16 protein-coding genes are annotated in these 21870 nt (G+C 39.0%); 11 read left to right on the top strand and 5 right to left on the bottom strand.

What is annotated here, in order from left to right; all coding sequences use genetic code 11:
* The first annotated feature begins 11 nt into the window (after positions 1 to 11).
* The 10 genes from ACE01N_RS16230 to ACE01N_RS16185 all read left to right on the top strand — a co-directional run bounded on the left by ACE01N_RS16230 (position 12) and on the right by ACE01N_RS16185 (position 10881).
* The gene (locus ACE01N_RS16230) at positions 12 to 1637 is read left to right on the top strand and encodes a cytochrome c oxidase subunit I (protein ID WP_380591303.1); all 1626 of its coding nucleotides are present in this window, start codon (positions 12 to 14) and stop codon (positions 1635 to 1637) included.
* An 11-nt stretch (positions 1638 to 1648) separates the two neighbouring features.
* Positions 1649 to 2263 carry a cytochrome c oxidase subunit 3 family protein gene (locus tag ACE01N_RS16225; protein WP_380591300.1) on the top strand — a complete coding sequence of 205 codons (615 nt, stop codon included), beginning with the start codon at positions 1649 to 1651 and terminating at the stop codon, positions 2261 to 2263.
* 13 nt (positions 2264 to 2276) lie between these two features.
* A complete protein-coding gene (locus ACE01N_RS16220) occupies positions 2277 to 2585 on the top strand; it encodes a cytochrome C oxidase subunit IV family protein (RefSeq protein ID WP_380591297.1) in 309 nt (102 codons plus the stop codon).
* Positions 2586 to 2599: 14 nt separating this feature from the next.
* Complete coding sequence (gene coxB, locus ACE01N_RS16215; RefSeq protein ID WP_380591294.1) at positions 2600 to 3529, top strand: cytochrome c oxidase subunit II; 930 nt, start codon at positions 2600 to 2602, stop codon at positions 3527 to 3529.
* Entirely contained in the window at positions 3530 to 4405 is an 876-nt protein-coding gene (locus ACE01N_RS16210) for a protoheme IX farnesyltransferase (protein WP_380591291.1), read from the top strand.
* A gap of 1549 nt (positions 4406 to 5954) precedes the next feature.
* Positions 5955 to 6818, top strand: coding sequence for a sigma-70 family RNA polymerase sigma factor (locus ACE01N_RS16205; RefSeq protein WP_375720898.1), 864 nt, complete (start codon positions 5955 to 5957; stop codon positions 6816 to 6818).
* 89 nt (positions 6819 to 6907) lie between these two features.
* The gene (gene rpe / locus ACE01N_RS16200; RefSeq protein ID WP_375728665.1) at positions 6908 to 7558 is read left to right on the top strand and encodes a ribulose-phosphate 3-epimerase; all 651 of its coding nucleotides are present in this window, start codon (positions 6908 to 6910) and stop codon (positions 7556 to 7558) included.
* 28 nt (positions 7559 to 7586) lie between these two features.
* Complete coding sequence (locus tag ACE01N_RS16195; RefSeq protein ID WP_380591287.1) at positions 7587 to 9242, top strand: dipeptidase; 1656 nt, start codon at positions 7587 to 7589, stop codon at positions 9240 to 9242.
* Positions 9243 to 9273: 31 nt separating this feature from the next.
* The gene (gene rsmG, locus ACE01N_RS16190) at positions 9274 to 9897 is read left to right on the top strand and encodes a 16S rRNA (guanine(527)-N(7))-methyltransferase RsmG (RefSeq protein WP_375728667.1); all 624 of its coding nucleotides are present in this window, start codon (positions 9274 to 9276) and stop codon (positions 9895 to 9897) included.
* Between the two features lie 342 nt (positions 9898 to 10239).
* Positions 10240 to 10881 carry a hypothetical protein gene (locus tag ACE01N_RS16185; protein WP_380591283.1) on the top strand — a complete coding sequence of 214 codons (642 nt, stop codon included), beginning with the start codon at positions 10240 to 10242 and terminating at the stop codon, positions 10879 to 10881.
* A 74-nt stretch (positions 10882 to 10955) separates the two neighbouring features.
* Here ACE01N_RS16185 and ACE01N_RS16180 read toward each other — a convergent pair whose 3' ends face one another.
* Positions 10956 to 13646: a RagB/SusD family nutrient uptake outer membrane protein gene (locus ACE01N_RS16180; protein ID WP_380591280.1), complete on the bottom strand. Its 2691-nt coding sequence runs from the start codon at positions 13644 to 13646 to the stop codon at positions 10956 to 10958.
* Between the two features lie 536 nt (positions 13647 to 14182).
* Between ACE01N_RS16180 and ACE01N_RS16175 the strand changes: the two genes are divergently transcribed.
* A complete protein-coding gene (locus ACE01N_RS16175) occupies positions 14183 to 16273 on the top strand; it encodes an acetate--CoA ligase family protein (RefSeq protein ID WP_380591277.1) in 2091 nt (696 codons plus the stop codon).
* 45 nt (positions 16274 to 16318) lie between these two features.
* Here ACE01N_RS16175 and ACE01N_RS16170 read toward each other — a convergent pair whose 3' ends face one another.
* The 4 genes from ACE01N_RS16170 to ACE01N_RS16155 form a co-directional block, all read right to left on the bottom strand.
* Positions 16319 to 17089, bottom strand: a complete 771-nt coding sequence (locus tag ACE01N_RS16170; protein ID WP_380591274.1) for a head GIN domain-containing protein — start codon at positions 17087 to 17089, stop codon at positions 16319 to 16321.
* An 86-nt stretch (positions 17090 to 17175) separates the two neighbouring features.
* Entirely contained in the window at positions 17176 to 20022 is a 2847-nt protein-coding gene (gene gcvP / locus ACE01N_RS16165; RefSeq protein ID WP_380591271.1) for an aminomethyl-transferring glycine dehydrogenase, read from the bottom strand.
* 199 nt (positions 20023 to 20221) lie between these two features.
* Positions 20222 to 20713, bottom strand: a complete 492-nt coding sequence (locus ACE01N_RS16160) for a DUF5362 family protein (RefSeq protein ID WP_380591268.1) — start codon at positions 20711 to 20713, stop codon at positions 20222 to 20224.
* 36 nt (positions 20714 to 20749) lie between these two features.
* On the bottom strand, positions 20750 to 21727 hold the full coding sequence (locus ACE01N_RS16155) for a DUF4412 domain-containing protein (RefSeq protein WP_380591265.1): 978 nt from the start codon (positions 21725 to 21727) through the stop codon (positions 20750 to 20752).
* Positions 21728 to 21870 lie beyond the last annotated feature (143 nt).

The raw sequence follows: 21870 nt of genomic DNA, 5'->3' as shown, positions 1-21870 counted from the left end.
CAATTATTCATATGTCTGTAACTGAAAATCAGAATTACGAAAGTTATCTGGAACATCAGGGGAAGTATAAGGGTCTCCTGGGATGGCTTACATCAACAGACCATAAACGTATTGGTTTGTTATACCTGTATTCCATTATGACTTTTTTCTTGATCGCAGCTGTTTTAGGACTGCTTATGCGAATTGAGAAAATTGCGCCTGGAGAAACAATTATGGGTGCTCAGACCTATAACGGATTATTTACCATCCACGGTATTATTATGATCTTTATAGTAGTGATACCCGGGCTTGCAGCCGTATTTGGGAACTTTTTCCTCCCGATTATGATTGGGGCTAAAGATGTGATGTTCCCGAAATTAAATCTCTTTTCATGGTATCTGTATATTTTAGGTGCCATTTTGGGTGTGTTATCACAGTTTGTAGGTAACGGACCGCCGGATACCGGATGGACCTTTTATGTTCCGTATAGTGCCGAAGCCAATTCCAATGTAATCTATGCCCTTACGGCAGCATTTATACTGGGCTTCTCTTCCATTCTTACGGGTATTAACTTTATCGTTACCATTCACCGTATGCGGGCTCCCGGCATGGGCTGGTTCAAAATGCCACTTTTCCCATGGGCACTGTATGCCACAGCGTGGACTCAGGTACTCGCTACACCTATTGTAGGAATAACACTTTTAATGGTAATCGCAGAAAGAGTACTTCAGATTGGATTTTTTGATCCTGCTTTGGGTGGGGATCCGTTGCTCTATCAGCACCTGTTCTGGATTTATTCACATCCTGCAGTATACATTATGATCCTTCCGGCGATGGGTGCCGTAACTGAGATATTCCCTACTTTTAGTCAAAAACCTGTATTCGGTTATGGTGCAATTGCTATATCCAGTATTGCCATTGCAGTGGTTGGATATTTTGTTTGGGGTCACCATATGTTTACAACTGGTATCAGTTACTGGTCAAGATGGTTTTTCTCCTTCCTTACCTTTATTGTTGCTATACCAAGTGCGATCAAGGTATTTAACTGGATATCTACCATGTATGGGGGATCCATCGACATGAAACCCCCACTACTGTATGCTATTTCGTTCATTTTTCTTTTTATGATCGGAGGATTTACCGGTTTAACTTTAGGTGCACTGGCAACCAACGTACAGACACATGATACAACCTTTGTTGTTGCACACTTCCATTACATTATTTTCGGAGGTATGGGATTTGCGTTCTTTGCGGCTATTCATTACTGGTATCCTAAAATTTACGGAACCATGTATAATATCCGCAGAGCCAACATAGCATGGGGCATTCTGTTCGCAGGATTTAACATTCTTTATTTTCCGCTTTTCATTATTGGTTTACAGGGAATGCCAAGAAGATATTTCGATTACCTGCCACAATTCCAAACAGGTCATGTTATATCAACCATAGGAGCTTTTATTCTGTTTACCGGTTTAATAATGATGATATGGAACCTTGTAAAAGGACGAAAAGGCCCGAAAGCCGGACCAAATCCATGGCACGGAGTTACACTGGAATGGCAGATCCCTTCGCCACCTCCTGTTGAGAATTTTGATGAGATACCGGTAATTAAGCATCCCCCGTATCTCTTTAAAACAACAAAAGACGAAGATGCATAAAACTTATTAATATGTCACAAACAGCGCACACAGAGCATGTAATTGATAGCGAATCAGGGAAAATGGGAATGTGGATATTCCTGTTTACAGAGCTGTTCCTGTTCGGTGGATTATTTCTCGTGTATGCAGTAATGAGGTTCAGGTATTCTGAAGATTTTCATGAAGCTGCACTGGAATTGAATGCATTAATTGGAACCCTGAATACAGTTGTTCTTCTTATCAGCAGTATGACGGTAGCCATGTCAATTACGGCCGTTCAAAGAGGTAAAAACAAGCAGGCCGTTTGGTTCCTTTTAGCAACACTTATTCTGGCTCTAGTATTTATGATAAATAAGTATTTTGAGTGGAGTCATAAATTTCATCTGCATCTCTATCCTGGTTCACCTGTAATGGAGAATCTGCCACACGGAGAGGCTCAGTTTTTTGGACTTTACTACATTATGACCGGGCTTCATGCAGTTCACGTTATTGTTGGAGCAGTGTTGCTGATCATATCCATGCGAAGGGTTATGTCAGGGAGAATCAATAAGGATAAATACCTGCTACTTGAGAACAGTGGACTTTACTGGCATCTGGTAGACCTTATATGGATATTCCTTTACCCACTACTTTATCTGGTAACTTAACTTTGATAACAAAATGAAAAACGAAGAAACACCAGGAACAGAAAAAAAACAAGTGCATATTTCCAGTTATTATCAATTGGGCATAATATTAGTTGTTTTGTTATTCCTTACTTTTCTGTCAGTATTTGTGGCTGCAATACATTTCGGAGCCCTTTCAATAGTGGTGGCATTGCTTGTTGCATCAATTAAAGGAACAACAGTTGCAACATACTTTATGCACCTGAAGTATGAAAAACCATTTATGAGAATTATGGTTGGAGGGGTTTTTTTCCTTTTTGCGCTTGTAATATTAATTACATTTATTGACTACTTTTTAAGATAGTAAAATATTAGACTATGTTTTCAGGAGCTTCAAACTTAGCAGAAGGTGTAGACAGGACGTTTATTTTTATATTCAGCGTTGCCTTTCTGTTTATAATTGGTATTACAATTTTCATGATTTATACGGTCATTCACTTTAACCGTAAAAAAAACAAACCTGCCAGACAATTTACCGGGAATGTAAAACTGGAAGTTATCTGGACTGTTATCCCGCTAATTCTTGTACTGATAATGTTCTATTATGGATGGAAAGGATTTGCCCCCATGCGAAAAGTACCTAAAGGTGCAATGGAAATAACAGCTATTGGAAGAATGTGGGAATGGGAGTTTGACTATGGAAACGGTAAAAAATCAAAAGATCTGGTTGTGCCTTTAAATAAACCGGTAAAACTTAACCTGGTCTCAGAAGACGTGAATCACTCGCTTTTCATCCCTGCTTTCAGGGTTAAGGAAGATGTGGTTCCGGGTTATGACAATTACCTTTGGTTCACCCCAACTTACATCGGCAACTATGATGTATTATGTGCTGAATACTGTGGACTTCTACACTCAAACATGCTGGCCAAAGCCAAAGTCGTTTCTCAGGAAGACTATGATAACTGGTTCAGTAACCTTGCTGCAGTAGACACCACAAAAGCAGAAAACAATGGGCTGGCAATATTAAAAAAGAATGGATGTCTTGCGTGTCATTCTCTTGACGGTTCAAAACTGGTTGGTCCAAGTTTTAAAGGACTCTACGGGCACGATGCAGTTGTAATAACAGATCAGGGAGAACAGACAATCAAAGCACTGGATGATTACATTAAGTCTTCCATTTATGAGCCAAATAAGGAAATAGTAAAAGGCTATAATAAAGGATTAATGCAGTCTTATAAAGACATTATAAGTGAGGATGAAGTTGCACAGATAACAGAATATCTGAAAACCATCTCAGAACAAAATTAAATGGAAAGAAATAAAACTTCATATTTTCATACCATTCTTGTGTTGATGAAACACAGGTTATCAATGACTGTTGCTTTTTCGTCGGTAGTTGGATGGTTCCTGTTTTCTTCAGAAATATCGTTTGGCATACTTGCTCTGTATCTGGGTACCTTTTTTCTAGCTGGCGGCTCGTCGGCAATGAATCAGTATCAGGAACGTGAACTGGATAAAATGATGGGGAGAACCAAAAACAGGCCTCTCCCATCAGGTATTCTATCAGCACCTTCAGCTTTTTCCATTGCCTTACTGCTGATGCTTTTAGGAACACTAATTTTATTTACATTTAATAATATCACCACGGCAGCATTAGGTATACTTAATGCCGTAATTTATAACCTGATTTATACAAAACTTAAAACAAAAACTCAGTATGCCGTTTTACCAGGAGCAATTGTTGGAGCTATCCCTCCAATGATGGGATGGGCAGCAGCAGGTGGTGATATTATGCAACCTCAGATAGTCTATTTCGCCATGTTTATGTTTTTATGGCAAATGCCTCATTTCTGGTTACTGGTTATAAAATATGGCAAAGAGTACGAAAAAGCCGGTTTTTCCATTCTGTCGGGTAAAATAGATGAGCAGAAAATTAAAAGACTTGTGTTTTTCTGGGGTGCCATCACCTCTGCCTATTTACTTGCATTCCCTTTATTCTTCAAACATGCATCATTGTTGGTAATGATAGCTCTGATGATTTTAAATATTGGATTTATTATCGGATTCTACAGAATATTGTATAAACCAAAAGAGGAAAAACGAAGTACGATAAAAGCCTTTTTATTTATTAATTCCTATGCTTTACTTGTAATGATACTGTTTATTGCAAATTCATTTATTTAAGCTGAAAAGCTAATTACCAAATCATTCAATATTGAAATCTTTTTGACTGTGTTCTTCTGTTAGGCTACGAATTTATTACATACAAAAAACGGGGTTCAATTTGCATTGATACCCCGTTCCTCGTTCGACGACCGTAGTTGTCTTAGATTCCGAATAGCTTATTATGACCGGCTTTGGTTTTCCGCTTTTCAGCTTCTTCCTCTGCCCCTACCTTCCATCAAAACCTCTTACAATTTTGAATTCCGGCTGTTCCTTATTCTGTTTTCCTTCAACGGTTGCCCGTTTCATTCAAACAGCTTCAGAACGAAGCATTCTCAAGCCCGGTTCACATTTAATATCAGCCGAAACTTTTATTTCCTGTGTCCCTTTGAATCCGGTTTTTACACCTTTTTCTAAAAACTTTCTGTAACCGAAGTTACATCTGTTTTTTGCTCTTGAATCAGACTCTGAATGAACGTACCGTTCCTTTGTTTCTGGTTTGCACCTTCCACACACATTTGAACCAAATCATAAGCCTGGACGAACCATAACTTTTTAGATTTTTTATCCCTGGGATTGTTACCGGGTCACCCCGAATAACCTAAGCTTCATGTCGCAATATCAGAACGAATTCTTCTATTGTTCGGATCCGCTGCAACTTGCGTTGCGTAACTCAATCCGGCAAACCGAATCTCATCAAACCTCAATCTTCCGGTAAGTCAGGACGTTACCTTGGATAGCATCACCTTCATAAATCCTGGAATCTATTATTGTGATACCGGGTTTATAGGCTCCCTTCAGTTATGAACACGGGGTTCACGGAACTAAGAGATTAAGAATTGTAATGAGCGAACTCATTAATTCTTTAAACCGTTCTGTAGCCGAAACTACTTTCAGGTTTATCCTGCCTCAAACTCAAATGCTTTAAAGAACGAACCTCTTTCACAATACTGCCTCTTCTTTCCGGATTGCTCCTTCGTGATTTGGACTTCGGCTTTCTTTGCCGGCAAACCTTTCGATTTGTACGATTCAGATAAAACTCACTTAAGAATTAATACCTTCCTCCCGGTTTCTGAAAGCAGTCTTTATTGCTTTTCGGTATAACAAATATAACATGTCATGACGCTAATATGCAACTTTTTTAAGCTGAAGAAATCCACTATGTATCATCTCTGAATTAACAGGTTATGAACCGGTTTATCAACAATTGTTAACAACCGTCAGAATTTAAGTTTGCTTAGGTAAATCGGCGGCAATATTACATCTTTTTTTATTAAGAGAAAAAATAAATAAGATCCAGCTATCAAAATAAGATTATCATATACATACTTATATACACGCAATACATTTTTTTAACAAAAAAAGATTGAACAATAGAAGCATTTTTATTGTATTAATATAGGTAACGTTCCAAATACTAATTACGTATATAGGAATATGTGATGTACGGAACAAATTGAAAGGAAATAACTTACAATTTAAAACAAAATTGGAACATTATGAAATCAAAATCGTATAAACCAAAGAAAGTCAAACAAACGTAATTTTTCACCTAAACACATCCGCTGCTATGAGACAACTCAAAATTTCAAGACAAATTACTAGCCGGGAGGAAATTTCGATTGACAAATACCTTTTGGAAGTTTCAAAAATCGATCTTTTAACTCCTGATGAGGAAGTTGCTTTAATTAAGAAAGTACGAGCCGGCGACAAACAGGCTTTTGACAGACTGATAAATTCAAACCTGCGCTTTGTCGTCTCTGTTGCCAAACAATACCAGAACCAGGGATTATCCTTTCCTGATTTAATTAACGAAGGGAATATAGGTTTAATAAAGGCTGCAGAACGTTTTGATGAAACCCGTGGATTTAAATTCATTTCATATGCTGTATGGTGGATCCGCCAGTCAATTTTACAGGCGCTTGCAGAACAGGCAAGAATTGTAAGGTTACCTTTAAATAAGATTGGATCTATCAATAAGGTAAATGCAACATACAACCATTTGGAGCAAACATTGCAACGCGAACCTACTGCGGTTGAAATAGCCAAGGAACTTGACCTTCCGGTTAAAGATGTTCAGCAGGCACTGAGTAGTTTTAAACGCCACGTTTCAATGGATGCCCCAATCAGCAATGATGAAGAAAAGGGTACTCTGTACGATGTTTTTCTGAACAACGACACCAAATCCCCGGATGACGACCTGGAAATGGAATCGTTAAAAACTGAGATCGCAAATTCACTTGCATCATTGCATCCAAGGGAAATTGAAATCTTAAAATTGTTTTACGGCCTTGAAGGAGAATCAGCTAAATCACTGGAAGAGATTGGTAAAATTGTTGGATTGACCAAAGAAAGGGTTCGCCAAATTCGTGAACGGGCTCTTAAAAAACTCAAACAGAAACATCGCAACAAACAATTGAAATCATATTTATAAATAATATTTTCTATTTTTACAGGGCAGAGACAATCTGCCCTTTTTTATTTTATGACGAAGGCATACAGGTTGAATCCAATAATATAAAAATGAACCACTTAATTGCACCATCGCTTTTAGCAGCAGACTTTGCAAATCTAAAGTCAGAGATTGAATTCATCAACAAGAGTGATGCCGACTGGCTGCATCTGGACATTATGGACGGCGTTTTTGTTCCGAATATATCGTTTGGCTTCCCTGTCATTGAAAAGGTAGCTGCCATATGCGAAAAACCTATGGATGCGCACCTTATGATTGTTGAGCCACAGAAATTCATCCCCGAATTCAGTAACCTGGGAGTCCATATGCTGAATGTGCACTACGAAGCCTGCACACATTTAAACCGGGTGGTGAACCAGATTAAGGAAGCCGGGATGAAAGCGGCGGTTACACTCAATCCGCATACTCCGGTTCATTTATTAAAAGATATTATAAGTGAAGTAGACATGGTGCTCCTGATGTCGGTAAATCCGGGATTTGGCGCCCAGAAGTTTATCCCTAATACCCTGTCAAAAGTCTCAGAACTTAAACTGATGATTGAAGAAAAAGGGCTGAATACACTTATTGAAATTGACGGTGGTGTAAATTTTGACACCGCGCCAAAATTGCTGGAACATGGAGCGGATGTTTTGGTATCAGGTAGTTTTGTATTTAGCGCAACCGACCGTTTTGAGACAATCAGAAAAATGAAAGCATTATAACCGAACACACAAACAAAGTCAACATAAAATGAAACACTTCTTTATTACTATCACATTAGTGATACTGGTATCTCTTCAGTCCTCCAATGCATGTACAAATCTTTTGGTTACAAAAGGAGCATCTGCCGAAAATGCCAGCATGATAAGTTATGCTGCAGATTCACATACGCTTTACGGAGAACTTTATCACTGGCCGGCAAAAACATATCCGAAAGGGGCAAAACTCAAAGTTTATGAATGGGATACAGGCAAATACCTTGGAGAAATTGATCAGGTACAACAAACATATTCGGTTGTTGGAAATATGAACGAATATGCCGTTTCAATTGGAGAAACTACCTATGGAGGAAGACATGATTTGATAGACACAACTGCGATTATGGATTATGGCAGTCTGATGTATATCGCATTACAACGGTCAAAGACAGCCAGAGAGGCCATTCATACAATGACTTCCCTGGTTAAAGAATACGGATATTACAGTTCTGGCGAATCATTTTCTATTGCCGATCCTAATGAGGTATGGATTATGGAAATGATCAGCAAAGGCCCTTTTGAAAAAGGTGCTGTTTGGGTTGCCAAACGTATACCCGACGGTTATGTTTGTGCCCATGCCAACCAGGCAAGGATTACAACCATTGACTTTAAAGACAAAAAAAATTGCCTTTACGCACCCGATGTGATTGATTTTGCACGTAAAATGAAATATTTTGAGGGAAATGATAAGGATTTTGATTTCTCGGCTGCTTATGCTCCCCTTGATTATGGTGCTGTAAGATTTTGTGATGCCAGAGTCTGGAGTTTTTTTAATCATATAAATCCGGAACAAGGTGAAAAGGATCTGCCCTACATAATGGGTGAAACAAATGAAAGAATGCCGCTTTGGATCAAACCGGATAAAAAAATCAGTTACCGCGATGTTCAGAATTACATGCGGGATCACTTCGAAGGTACTCCTCTGGATATGACAAAGGATGCCGGCGCCGGATCTTTTGCATTACCTTACAGATGGCGTCCGTTAACATGGGAGGTAGACAGCGTTGAGTATTTTAATGAGAGAGCTATTGCCACACAACAAACCGGGTTTTCTTTTGTGGCTCAAATGCGTGGAGAAGGCTACCCCACCCCAATGAAAGGCATACTTTGGTTTGGCGTTGATGATGCTGCAACCTCGGTTTATGTTCCAATATATTCTGGAATAAAACAAGTTCCTGAATGTTTTAAAGTTGGAAATGGCGATATGCTGACATTTACATGGGACGCCGCTTTTTGGGTATTCAACTGGGTTTCTAACTGGGCTTATACACGTTACAGTTATATGATTAAAGATATAAAGCCGGTACAAAATGAGCTTGAAAACTATTATCAGATAGCTGTTGATGCTGCCGACGAAGAAGCTAAGAACATATTTGCTTCCAATAAAACAGAATTTTACGATTACATCACCAATTTTTCATCTAACCAGTCCAAACTTATGATGGATAAATGGACTAAACTGGGCCAGTATTTGCTGGTGAAATATATGGACGGGAACATAAAACAGGAAAAGGATGGGAAGTTTATGCGTAATCCTTACGGCTTACCTGAATACCCTGATCAACCAGGATATTCTGATGAATATTACAGGGATGTCGTCAAAAGTGCGGGAGAGAATTTAAAAATGCGTGAAGTTCCTAATGAATAATTCATTATTTTTGGTTGCTTAACTCCGACGAATGGATCTGATAAAAAAATATTTCCCAAATCTTGAGACTGAACAATACGAAAAGCTTGAGGCACTGATCCCGTTATACCAGGATTGGAATACAAAAATTAATGTGGTGAGCCGCAAGGATATAGACAACCTTGCTGTTCATCACATTCTGCATTCTCTGGGTATCGTAAAGATGATCCGGTTTCAGCCCAACACATCTGTATTGGATGTAGGAACCGGTGGCGGTTTTCCGGGAATTCCGCTTTCCATTGTTTTTCCACGTTCTAATTTTCATCTGATAGATTCTATTTCAAAAAAAATTAAAGTTGTACAGGGAATAGCTACTGAGCTTGAACTGGCTAATGTAAGAGCAGAACAGAAAAGGGTACAGCAGATAAAAGCAAAATACGAGTTTGTGGTCAGCAGGGCTGTGACTTCATTTCCCCGATTTGTTAAAATGACCCGGAATAATATCTCGGATGATCACAAAAACGGACTGCCAAACGGAATAATTTACCTGAAGGGTGGAGATTTCAGCAAAGAAATTTCAAATTTTAAAGATAAGGTGGCCGTTTTTAAACTTTCTGATTATTTTTCTGAAGAATTCTTTGAAACGAAGAAAGTCATTTATCTTCCTTTTGCCTGACCCGGGAAATTCATTGAATTTTATGTCAATAAAGAGGATTAATACGAATTCATCGTACCATCAGTTTAATTGGTGTATTCACAAGCCAGTTTATATGATTAAAAGAGCACTTCTTACAATATTAGCTATATTCCTCCGTTCCGCGTAGCGTCTTCGCTACGTCGCAAACAATACTAAAAATTTATTTGCCTGACGTAGTTAAAAACTACGCCGGTTTCCCGATTTTCACCCCCTCAATCCAACACACATTCATGTAATGTATTTCAATTTTACATAAATAAAGCGGGTTAATACGAAATCATAACACTATCCGTTTAACTGGTATATCACATACCGGTTTATATGATCAAAAGAGCACTTCTTACAATATCAGCTATATGCTTAATAAGTTTCTCAGGATTTTCACAAAAATATAATTCATATTATGGCCGTAGGTCTGCCCCTGAAAAACTGAACAGCATTTCAGTAGAATATGGTTTTCTGTCCACCATGAACATTGGTGTTTATTTAGTGGCAACCGGGGTTGACTATTTAATTGATGAATACGGTAATGAGGTTAACCGCACAGGATACACTGTGACAGGTCCCTTAGGGATATCCTACATGAGACGGTTCAATAAATTTGAAGTTGGAGCTGAATTCTGGCTTAGCCGGCATAGCATAAACTTTAGCGGCTATTCCTACGGTTCACCAGCTGTAAAAACGTATGCCTTTTTACTCAGTGCCAATTATATCTATCTCAACAAAAATAATTTTCAACTTTATTCCGGACTAAGCCTCGGACCCGGTTATATAGGTATCTCCAATATTATTGATGACAGTTTATTACAAAAACTTGAAAAATACCTCCCCCTTTCTTCCATGTATCTTGCCAGTCACTTAAATGTTTTTGGGGTTCGTTATGGGAAAGACTTTGGGGTGACCGTTGAAACCGGTTTCGGACACAAAGGACTAATCCATTTTGGTGTGGATTATAGATTTTAATCCCAACCTTTAACAAAATATTTCATTTTACACCGAACTTAAAGAGTAATTTTTCACTTTTAACTAAAGTTATATTACTGTTGTGGGAAGCCATAACCATTTGTGATTTTACCGCCGGAGGTAGAAATGGTCTGTGCATTTAATGGGATCAGATAAATTGGCGCCTTGCCCTCCTGATAACCACGAAATACATAAGTGGAATATTCTTCACGGTACTCAACCAACCATTCACCCCATTTTTGCATTTCATATCCACTTGCTTCCAAAGTCTGAGCTTCTTCACTACCTGGTTCAATATGGTTAAACAAGCCTTTAATGGCAGTATTTGTACCATAATCACCGTTATAATTTGCGCCTATACCTGAGCCACCTACATTTTCCCATTCGTTATACTGACCTCTCCAACCAGGGAAGAGTATTGGGTTGGAATAATCTGTACATTGTGAGGTTAAACGATACCCAAGTTCTGAACCTGCATCAACTTCTTTCGTCCAGACATAATTCGATATTGTATTCCCATTCTCAAATGTATAATAACCATCGCTTTCCAGACCATCAATCATTGCTTCAAGTTTAGCTTTAAGCGATTCAATCATCTGAGGAAACTTACCGTTACGGATCATATCCCATTTGCGAATTCCCTCGCCTGCCAATTCAAATTTTCTTTCGTCAAGAATAGCATCCAACAAAGCCTCACCGGATTTACTGTTGATATAGCCATCTACTTTTTCAGCCTGCATATCTTCAGAAAATGCCCTGCTACGAACTTTTTTCCACTCTGTTTTTGCACCAGCTTCATCACCCAGTACCGCTTTTACCTCAGCCAACATGAGAATCACATCTGACATATGTAAATAATTGTTATTCACACCTGAAGCTTTCTGCCTATAAATATATGGTGGACTCATACGGTTCTCGTCCCATTTATTATTAGCTAATCCTCCATGGGTTTTATTACCCGGATCAAAACCCAACAAAACTTCTCTACCATTACCAATACTTGCGGTAACAGCAACAGTTACGTCGCGTCTCATATCAAATGGATCAAAGTCTCCATAATAAAAGGTTGGATGCATCCTGCTTTGCCCATAACTTTTGCATGGGAACGAATTAGAACCTCCTCCTCCTGATGGTCGACCAAAAGCATAAGGACGTTCTGAATAGACACCTTGTATTTCAGGAATTTCATAAACAGATTCGGTTGAAATATTAAGGTCAAGCATTTGCTGGAATTTGTACTGAAACGGATTTCCAAATTGCTCACCATTTATTCCTGTACCACGGGGATCTGCGTTAATCAATTCTGCTGTTCCTGAATTTTCTACCAGATTTGTTAAATATATTCTGGCTTTTTCGTAAAACTTCTTATAATCTGTACGACGATTGTAAACAGCGCCACTATTCTCATCTCCAATTTGTTCGAATGAAATATCAATGCCTTCCAGATCGTGGTAGAAATGAATACCCAAATCTGTCCGGCGGGTTGAGTAACCTCCTGCCAGTAAACACATTCTACCGATTAAACCTTCAACATATGATCTGCTCATCACTGTTTTCACAGCCTGTTCGTTTACTCCTGCCCTATACATTAACGGCACAACTTTTTCAAGTTCTTTGATATGATATTCCCAAATAAAATCTCGCGAAGATAAAAAGGAATCCACATCAACATTAGAGACCTTATTAATAATATCACCAAAATAGCGCGTTAATTCATAATAAACAGTTGCCCTTAAGGCTACTGCCTGTCCATAAATATTAGCATACTGACATGGCATCTTACTTTTCATCCAATCCTGATAGATATCTGATGATTCAAATGCCGATATTATTCCATTACAATACGTTATAATGTCATATCCTCTATCCCAAGGAACTGCACCAAAATCAATATCCGTAAACGCAGAAGTCCCACCGTAATATAAGTTTTCCGGTACATGTCGTGGCTGATCCAAATATTTTTCAGGATGACGTTCTGCATCTGAACTGCAAACACTAAGTTCATAAAACAGGCCTCCTGAATGAATGCGACTATCTCTCCATGCTTCATAAGCATCATTTAAAACCTCTTGAGTCCATGTCAAATTAATTAAACTAAATTCCAGCACCTGATCACCTACAACCTCCATTATTTTAGGTTCAGCCGAATAGCCATTTTTAAAAACTGTAATTTTAAACGTATCTTCAATACTAAAACTGAAATCATTTGTTCGAACAGACTTATTTTCAACACTATTATTTCCAGCCACATAAGATACTTTAATCGGATTATATCGCTGAAAACCACCTATAGCCTTTAAAGAACAATTACGTTGGCCTGTGTGCAAATCAACGATGTAAAAACCATAATTCGGAAGTGAAAGATTTATTTTATAAACATATTCAGGTACAGATTCTTCAAATACTCTTCGTCCACCTATATTATAAATAGTTAAAGTTGTATTTTCCTCAGGATACATATAATTAGTTAATCCTACATAACCAGGCATAATAACCTCCGTTTTCCAATATCCATGTGCATTATTAAAATTTCCACCAGTGTTAAAATCAAGTTTTTGTTCTGTCAGATTTATAAGGTACTCGTCCCGTATAGGCAAATCGTTGAACACAAGCATGGAGCTATTCGAAAGGTTTTCGATGCGAATTGAATCCAAAGATGTTTTATTGATTCCTTCACTACCAGAAATATTATATATAATATCCTTGGCACTAATAGAATATACACAACATAACAGGATCAGATTAAGAATAATTTTTGTTTTCATGAGGTAAAATTTATTCAAATAACAGATAAAAATTTATTTAAATATATCACAATTATTAATATATTCAAAGTACCTAAATAGGTTGAAATAGAATTACATTTGTTTTTATTATGTCTGGATTATTACAGTAACGGAGATAAAACTAACATTGGATGTAATACAAGGAAGTATATCCAGCTTCCCTTTACATAGCAACGTAATTTTCAGTCTTGCACTTTGTGTCTCCGCTCGGCGTAGCGTCTTTCGCTACGTCGTAAATATTCTAACAATCAGTTTTATTGCAAAGCAGTAGTTTTGATTTTTCCCTGACGAGTTAAAAACTACGCCGAATAGAAGGAATAATTTTGAATTTATAAAATCCTCCGATCCTGACTAAAAAGTCAGGACCACCTCCTTTTGCCAAAAAGGAGGACTTACCTTAATATAAGTTGTCTTGAGTCTTAAATCTTGTGTCTTATATCTTGCTTCTATATTTCTAACAAACATCATACTCTGTTTTATTCATTGGTCTTATCTTTAGGATCAAATCGATACTAATGATCCAGAACGAACTTATACATCCTAAAAGTATTGCTGTAATCGGGGCCTCAGAGAACTTGCAGAAACCAGGAGGAAAAATACTTTACAATCTTAAAAATGGTAATTTTGACGGCGAACTGTATGTTGTAAATCCGTCACGGGAAAATATTTCCGGAATACCTGCACATAATTCACCGGAAGAACTGCCACCGGTTGATATGGCTATTTTGGCGATTCCGGCCAGGTTTTGTCCTCCGGTCGTTGAAACACTGCTAAAGAAAGGTACTAAAGCCTTTATCATTATATCTGCGGGTTTCAGTGAAGAGCACGAAGAAGGGAAAGCTCTGGAAGACAGAATCACCAAAATGGTGAATGAATATGGTGCTACATTGATCGGGCCTAACTGCATTGGCGTACTTACGCCGTTTCATCAAAGCATATTTACCTCTCCCATTCCCAAACTTGACCCGAAAGGTTGTGAATTAATATCCGGTTCAGGTGCAACAGCTGTATTCATTATTGAAACCGGCATGAAAAAAGGACTGACTTTTTCGAGTGTTTTTTCGGTTGGCAACAGCGCGCAGACAGGTGTGGAAGATATTCTTGAGTATCTGGATAACTCTTTTGATCCCGAAACCAGCTCACCTGTAAAACTGCTCTATATTGAAAGTATTCAAAATCCAGATAAACTTTTAAAACATGCCTCATCCCTGATCCGAAAAGGATGCAGAATTGCAGCCATCAAAGCCGGTGGTTCAGAAGCGGGAAGCAGGGCTGCAACTTCGCATACGGGAGCACTTGCCAGCAGCGATCTTGCAGTGGATGCATTATTAAAAAAAGCCGGCATAGTACGCTGCTATGGCCGTGATGAACTGACAACTGTTGCCGGTGTATTCATGTGCAAAGAACTGAAAGGGAAAAACATGGCTATTATTACACACGCCGGTGGCCCGGCAGTCATGCTTACAGACGCTCTTTCGGATGGCGGGATAAATATTCCAGCCATTTCTGGAGAAAAAGCGGATGCCCTGAAAGCAAAATTATTTCCGGGATCATCGGTATCAAATCCGGTTGATTTTCTTGCAACAGGCACAGCAGAACAACTTGGGGTAATTATAGATGCGTGCGAACGCGATTTTGATCAGGTCGATGCCATGGCTGTTATTTTTGGCAGCCCTGGTTTGTTTCCTGTAAGAGATGTATATAAGGTTCTGGATGAGAAAATCAGATTATGCAAAAAACCAATTTATCCTATACTGCCATCAGTGGTGAATGTTGCTGATGATATTACATATTTTACATCTTTAGGACATGTGAATTTTCCGGATGAGGTAGAACTTGGAAATGCACTGGTCAAGATCTTCAACACACATTATCCTGCTGAAGAAAAAATAGATTTGGATCAGGTTAATATTCCTGCTGCCAGAAGAATTATTGATGATGCAGAAAACGGCTATTTATCTCCGGATCAGGTTGAAAAACTCATGGATTGTGCTTCTATTCCAAGAGTGAAGGAGATTACAGGAAAAACAGAGACAGAGATATTGAATGCCGCTAAAACAATTGGTTTTCCCTGCGTTGTAAAGGTTGTAGGACCTGTCCATAAAACAGATGTCAGAGGTGTTGTACTGGATATTCACTCTGAGGATCATCTATTGGCAGAGTTCAGACGAATGATGAAAATTAAGGACGTAACAGGCGTTTTGGTTCAACCCATGATTACCGGGCATGAATTATTTATCGGGGCCAAGTACGAACCGACATTCGGACATGTTATTTTGTGCGGACTCGGGGGCATATTTATTGAGGTCCTGAAGGATGTTAGTTCAGGGCTTGCGCCCTTAACCCTGAAAGAGGCCGTGTCGATGATCCGGTCCTTAAAGAGTTATGCATTAATTAAAGGCACAAGAGGACATGAAGGTGTAGATGAAATGTTGTTTGCACAGATTATTGTTCGGTTGTCTTCCCTGTTGAGATTTGCCACTGAAATTGTGGAACTTGACATTAATCCACTTATCGGTCAGGGAAACAGAATTTTTGCTGTGGATGCGAGAATAAGGATTAATCGTGAATCGTTAGGCGTGAATAAAAACATTAAAGTATCGTAAAAGTGGATAATTATTAATTGTTCATTATTCACTTTTCATTTAAAATCAGTCTCCTACTTTTTGAACAGTACCGGTACCGTCTATCCTAATATCAGTTTCGGGATTTCCTTTATAATAAACGGATCCTGATCCGCCAATTTCTACATTCAACGAATCCACAACGCTCAACTGACAATCTCCGTTACCACCAATTTGTACTGCGGCATTTTTTGATGCCATATCAAAACCAAGCAGGCTTCCGGTACCATCAATATATACAGATATATCCTTTGTCGATCCTGTCAGGCGAATATCCCCTGAACCATCAATGCCTGCATTTACAGCAATTGTATTGGCTTCGTCACAACGAATATTTCCCGAACCATCAATCTGCAATTCCATCAAAGTTGCATTAAGTTTTTTAGCGACAACATCCCCGGAGCCATTAATACAAATTTTTAAATCGTCGCCAGCTCTCACTTCTTCAGGGATCTCAATATCTCCGGAACCATTCAGTCCAATAAAATTCACATCCGGTAATGTCACCTTAAAGTCCAGCTCATCAAACCGCCACACATTAACCTTGTCCTGTAAATAAATATGTAAAATGCTGTCTGTCACGTACAGATTAAGCCACTCAAACAAGTTTTTATTTGTCGTGACCGTTATACTTTTCTCTCCTTGTGCTACAGAGAGTTTACCTGGCACATCCAGAATTACACCTTTAAAATCCTTGAGGTTATACTCACGTGAAATCACATCTCCCTCACCTTCCACCATCTCCACGCACGATGTAAATGCAATAACTGATAATAACAGCAAGAGAATCCTTTTCATTCAGAAATATTTAACCCAATGATAATCAGCACTAAAAGTAATACATATTATTGAAATCCACAAAACGTTTGCTGTATCTCATTCCCTTAAACTTCGCCACATGTACAGAACAGGTTTCGGTCACCATACGCATCGTCCACCCTGGCAACCGGCGGCCAGTATTTATTCAGTCTGAGCCAATCCACAGGATAAGCCGCAGCTTCACGATTATATGCATGCCCCCAGTGATCTGACACTAGTTCCTGTGCAGTATGTGGTGCATTTTTCAAAACATTATCCGTTTTATCCGCCTCACCTTTTTCAACTGACTGAATCTCATTGTAAATATTTTTCAGCGCATCCACAAAGCGGTCCAGTTCCTCCAGACTTTCACTTTCGGTAGGTTCAGCCATTAATGTACCATGAACCGGAAATGATAGCGTAGGCGCGTGAAATCCGTAGTCCATCAAGCGTTTGGCAATGTCCACTTCATTAATCCCTGATGCTTTAAAATGCCTGCATTCCAGAATCATTTCATGAGCCACCCGGCCCTTTTCTCCCACGTACAAAACACCAAATGTATCCTTGAGTTTGTGAGCCACATAGTTTGCGTTCAAAATGGCAATTTCCGATGCCTGTTTTAATCCATCTGCACCCAGCATTTTTATGTATCCGTATGTTATCGGCAACACACTCGCACTCCCATAAGGCGCAGCAGCAACAGGTTTCCCTTTGCGGTCATTATTTAATACGGTATGACCCGGAAGAAAATCGACAAGATGTTCGGCCACTGCTATAGGACCAACACCCGGCCCACCTCCACCATGAGGAATAGCAAACGTTTTATGCAGGTTCAAATGGCAAACATCGGCCCCAATCATCGCCGGATTCGTCAACCCAACCTGTGCATTCATATTGGCCCCATCCATATAAACCTGCCCTCCGGCAGCATGAATAATGTTACACATCTCGCGAACGCTGGCCTCATAAACACCATGTGTAGAAGGATAGGTAATCATAAATGCCGCCAGTTTTTCACCGGTTTCCACTACCTTTTGTTTGAGGTCATCCAGACAAATATTTCCTTTCTCGTCGCATTTTACAACTACCACCTGCATTCCTGCAGCAACAGCACTTGCAGGATTAGTCCCATGGGCCGATGAAGGTATCAGCACCACATCCCGCTGATCATTACCACGACTAAGATGATATTCCCGGATTACCATTAACCCGGCAAGTTCACCGGCAGCACCGGAGTTTGGCTGCAGACTCACATCAGCAAAGCCCGTTATTACGGCTAAATCATGGCGTAACTCCTTAAACATCTCATGGTACCCGGCAGCCTGGTCAACCGGAACAAAGGGATGGATGCCGTTAAATTCTATCCAGCTTAGTGGTAACATTTCGGTTGCCGCATTCAGTTTCATAGTACATGAACCCAGCGAAATCATGGAATGTGTCAATGAAATATCCTTGTGTTCCAGCATTTTAATGTAGCGCACCATTTCTGTCTCTGATCTGTACTTCGCAAATACCTCATGCGCAAGGTAATCACTGGTTCTAACGAATTTATTACCCAGCGTAATATTTTCAGGGACATCCTCAACGTATGGAACCGCTTTATTATTGGCTTTGGCAAATACTTCAAGTATCCAGTTCACATCGTCCATATTCGTGGTTTCGTCAATGCTGATCCCAACTTCTCCTGAATTAAAATACCTGAAGTTCATTTCCAGTTCTGTGGAATACCGGATAATATCTGATAACCGTACCTGCGACGGAATCCTGATCTTGAGTGTATCGAAATAATTATCGTTCAACTGTTTGTATCCTAACTTTTCTACCTCCTCGGAGATAAACGAGGCTATGCTGTGAATTCGTTTTGCAATGCGTTCAATCCCTTCCCTGCCATGATATACAGCATAAAATCCAGCCATATTAGCCAAAAGCGCCTGTGCAGTGCAAATATTCGATGTTGCTTTTTCGCGCTTTATATGCTGCTCGCGGGTTTGAAGAGCCATTCGAAGGGCACGGTTTCCAAACCTGTCACGCGTGACCCCAATTATCCTGCCCGGCATATTCCGTTTAAATTCATTGCGTGTAGCAAAAAAAGCAGCTGCAGGTCCGCCATATCCCATCGGCACACCAAAGCGTTGCGATGTTCCCAACACCACATCAGCTCCCCATTCTCCCGGAGGAACCAACAACGCAAGACTCAGAAGATCTGTTGCAACTGCAACTTTTTTATCCCCGGCATGAAACTTATCGGTAAAATTTTTATAATCCAGTATGCGACCATCAGAATTCGGATATTGTACAATTGCTCCAAACATGTTTTCAGTGCATTCACAGGTTCTGAAATCGCCCACATGAATTGCAATTCCTAGCGGTTTACTTCTTGTTTTTAAAACTGCCAGCGTCTGCGGCCAGATATTTTCATCCACAAAAAGCATATTGACATTTTCCTTAACCTGTGCACGTGAACGACAGTTATACATCATTATCATAGCTTCAGCAGCCGCTGTTGCTTCATCCAGTAAACTTGCATTTGCCAGTTCCATTCCGGTCATATCACAAACCACTGTCTGATAATTCAACAAGGCTTCAAGTCTTCCTTGCGAAATTTCTGCCTGATAAGGTGTATAAGATGTATACCAAACAGGATTTTCAAGCACATTGCGTAGAATAACAGAAGGTGTTATGGTATCGTAATACCCCATTCCAATGTAGGTATTAAACACCTTGTTTTTGGAAGCCAGACCAAGAATTTTCCGGTAATACTGCCGTTCGGTCAACCCTGGGGCCAAATCAAGCGGCTTATCCAGTAATATATCTGATGGAACAGTTTGCTCTATAAGTTCCTGAATGCTATGCACTCCAAGCTCCTTTAGCATATACTCTACTTCATGAGGACGCGGACCAATATGACGGGAAACAAAACGATCAGTATTCATCTGTTAATTATCTTAATATCAATATTTTATTATTTACTTTTTAAGGTTAACAAGATAATCATTTTTATTATATTCATGGATATGATTATTGTCATTGAACCGGAAACATAATAACCTTTTATCAACCGATTTATATGGATATACCAATAAAAAACCCGGAAATATTATTCCGGGTCAGACCATATAATTAGGAATTATACTACCGTGCAAATAGTGCGGCACCAAATCCTGCCAGCATCATTACTATAAATGTAATGAAATAAAGACCAATCATGACGATGGTCAGAATACCAAGAATCTGTAAGAAGCTATTCATATTCTTAAAACTCAGTTCAAGTATTTCATCATCGTTGGTTTTAAGCGCCACAATTGCTTTATCAGCAAAACGATAAAGTTTAAGTGCAATTATAATATTTACCACTGCCATTACCAGATAAAGAATACCAATGAGTACAAATACCGAAGTGGACAGATATGCCATTGGGCCTGCTGCAGGTCCTCCCATTGTTGCACTTTGACCCATTGCGGGAAAAACCGATCCCATACCGACTAAGGCAATGGTTCCCAGTATCATTAGTCCGGCCGATATAAACCCAAGAATGGCAAAAAATTTAGACCACTGTGCACTCTTGTACAAATAATGTGCAGCATTTTCATTTACATTCAAAACATAAGATTTTTCAACTTCCATAGTTAATATAGTTTTCTGGTTCGATAAAAGTATAAATCACATTGATATTCCGGTGAGTGTATATCCCTTAGTTGATATAGAATGTACAGAATTAAAGTCAATATCCTGTACCGTCATAACCGTATGCTCTTTATTTATTTTGGATTTTCGGTCATACTGAATGACAACTCCGTCAGTTTTACCTGCAAGCCACAAACTACCCGCAAACAACTGATTATTATACACCCTCGAATTAATTTTATGATTAAGATCTTTGGTTACCCAAAGTGTGACCAAAGATTCGTCATCTTCGGCGATGTATTCATCACACTGATAACCGTTAATTGTTTTACTTTTTCCTGTCTTCCTGAGGTTATAATTCTCCGGCATTTGATTTTCCTCCACCTGAGCCTGGGCTTCATCCTCCACATCCGACATTTGTTCCGGACTGATTTTAGTAGCAATTCCGGTTAAGTTATCTCCATCTTTCATTAAAATAAGAGTACAATTATTCTCGGTATCGTACACAAACGAAGTAAATGCGCCTTCTTCATTTGTAAACTCCATCCCGTAATCAGATTTACCTTCAGAAAAATAGGCATTGTAATACATCGGATCTTCTATTTTACCACTCGCATCGGTCTGCTCAACAAGCATTTTCATCCGCGATCCAAAATTGTATGTATCTTTATGAGGCACATCCACACCTACTCCCATAGACTTCATATAATTTCCCATGGCAGCATCAAATCGCTTTTCCGATTCACGTTTCCCCTCGCCTGCAGGTTCCGCATCTGCTCCATTAGCATTATTTATACTGTCTGTGGCTTCCTCTAATTTACCTGAAGCTGAATCAAGAATTTTATCGGCAGCTTTATTTACAGCCTTATCAACGGCTTTATCTACTTCTTTGTCTGCTCTTTTCTTTATAGACTTTTCCACCTTTTTCTTTAAATAATTCGGGAGCGTCTGAGCCTCTGTAACCATTGAAAACAATGTAAAAGAAGCTATCAATGTAATTAAGATCTTTTTCATGGTCAACAATTTAAATAACTATCAAAATTAATAAATAATTCCACCAAAGTATATTACGGGAATATGATATTTTGGGTCAACACAAATTGTTATTGTTTATTCTTTGAATTCAAATGTATAAAAATTCAAAAATAAACATATCC

The organism is Quyinboa ferrireducens, from assembly GCF_042436675.1.
GTDB lineage: Bacteria > Bacteroidota > Bacteroidia > Bacteroidales > UBA5342 > JBHJHP01.
Note: the sequence above shows the minus strand (reverse complement) of the source record. Positions and strands in the feature narration are given on the sequence as shown.

Excerpts from the sequence above, each read along its gene's own strand:
- ACE01N_RS16225 (WP_380591300.1), top strand. The coding sequence starts at position 1,649 with ATGTCACAAACAGCGCACACAGAGCATGTAATTGATAGCGAATCAGGG.
- ACE01N_RS16160 (WP_380591268.1), bottom strand. The coding sequence starts at position 20,713 with ATGGAAGTTGAAAAATCTTATGTTTTGAATGTAAATGAAAATGCTGCA.
- ACE01N_RS16220 (WP_380591297.1), top strand. The coding sequence starts at position 2,277 with ATGAAAAACGAAGAAACACCAGGAACAGAAAAAAAACAAGTGCATATT.
- ACE01N_RS16180 (WP_380591280.1), bottom strand. The coding sequence starts at position 13,646 with ATGAAAACAAAAATTATTCTTAATCTGATCCTGTTATGTTGTGTATAT.
- ACE01N_RS16195 (WP_380591287.1), top strand. The coding sequence starts at position 7,587 with ATGAAACACTTCTTTATTACTATCACATTAGTGATACTGGTATCTCTT.
- ACE01N_RS16210 (WP_380591291.1), top strand. The coding sequence starts at position 3,530 with ATGGAAAGAAATAAAACTTCATATTTTCATACCATTCTTGTGTTGATG.
- ACE01N_RS16205 (WP_375720898.1), top strand. The coding sequence starts at position 5,955 with ATGAGACAACTCAAAATTTCAAGACAAATTACTAGCCGGGAGGAAATT.
- ACE01N_RS16175 (WP_380591277.1), top strand. The coding sequence starts at position 14,183 with ATGATCCAGAACGAACTTATACATCCTAAAAGTATTGCTGTAATCGGG.
- ACE01N_RS16230 (WP_380591303.1), top strand. The coding sequence starts at position 12 with ATGTCTGTAACTGAAAATCAGAATTACGAAAGTTATCTGGAACATCAG.
- rsmG (WP_375728667.1), top strand. The coding sequence starts at position 9,274 with ATGGATCTGATAAAAAAATATTTCCCAAATCTTGAGACTGAACAATAC.
- ACE01N_RS16155 (WP_380591265.1), bottom strand. The coding sequence starts at position 21,727 with ATGAAAAAGATCTTAATTACATTGATAGCTTCTTTTACATTGTTTTCA.
- ACE01N_RS16185 (WP_380591283.1), top strand. The coding sequence starts at position 10,240 with ATGATCAAAAGAGCACTTCTTACAATATCAGCTATATGCTTAATAAGT.
- gcvP (WP_380591271.1), bottom strand. The coding sequence starts at position 20,022 with ATGAATACTGATCGTTTTGTTTCCCGTCATATTGGTCCGCGTCCTCAT.
- ACE01N_RS16170 (WP_380591274.1), bottom strand. The coding sequence starts at position 17,089 with ATGAAAAGGATTCTCTTGCTGTTATTATCAGTTATTGCATTTACATCG.
- coxB (WP_380591294.1), top strand. The coding sequence starts at position 2,600 with ATGTTTTCAGGAGCTTCAAACTTAGCAGAAGGTGTAGACAGGACGTTT.
- rpe (WP_375728665.1), top strand. The coding sequence starts at position 6,908 with ATGAACCACTTAATTGCACCATCGCTTTTAGCAGCAGACTTTGCAAAT.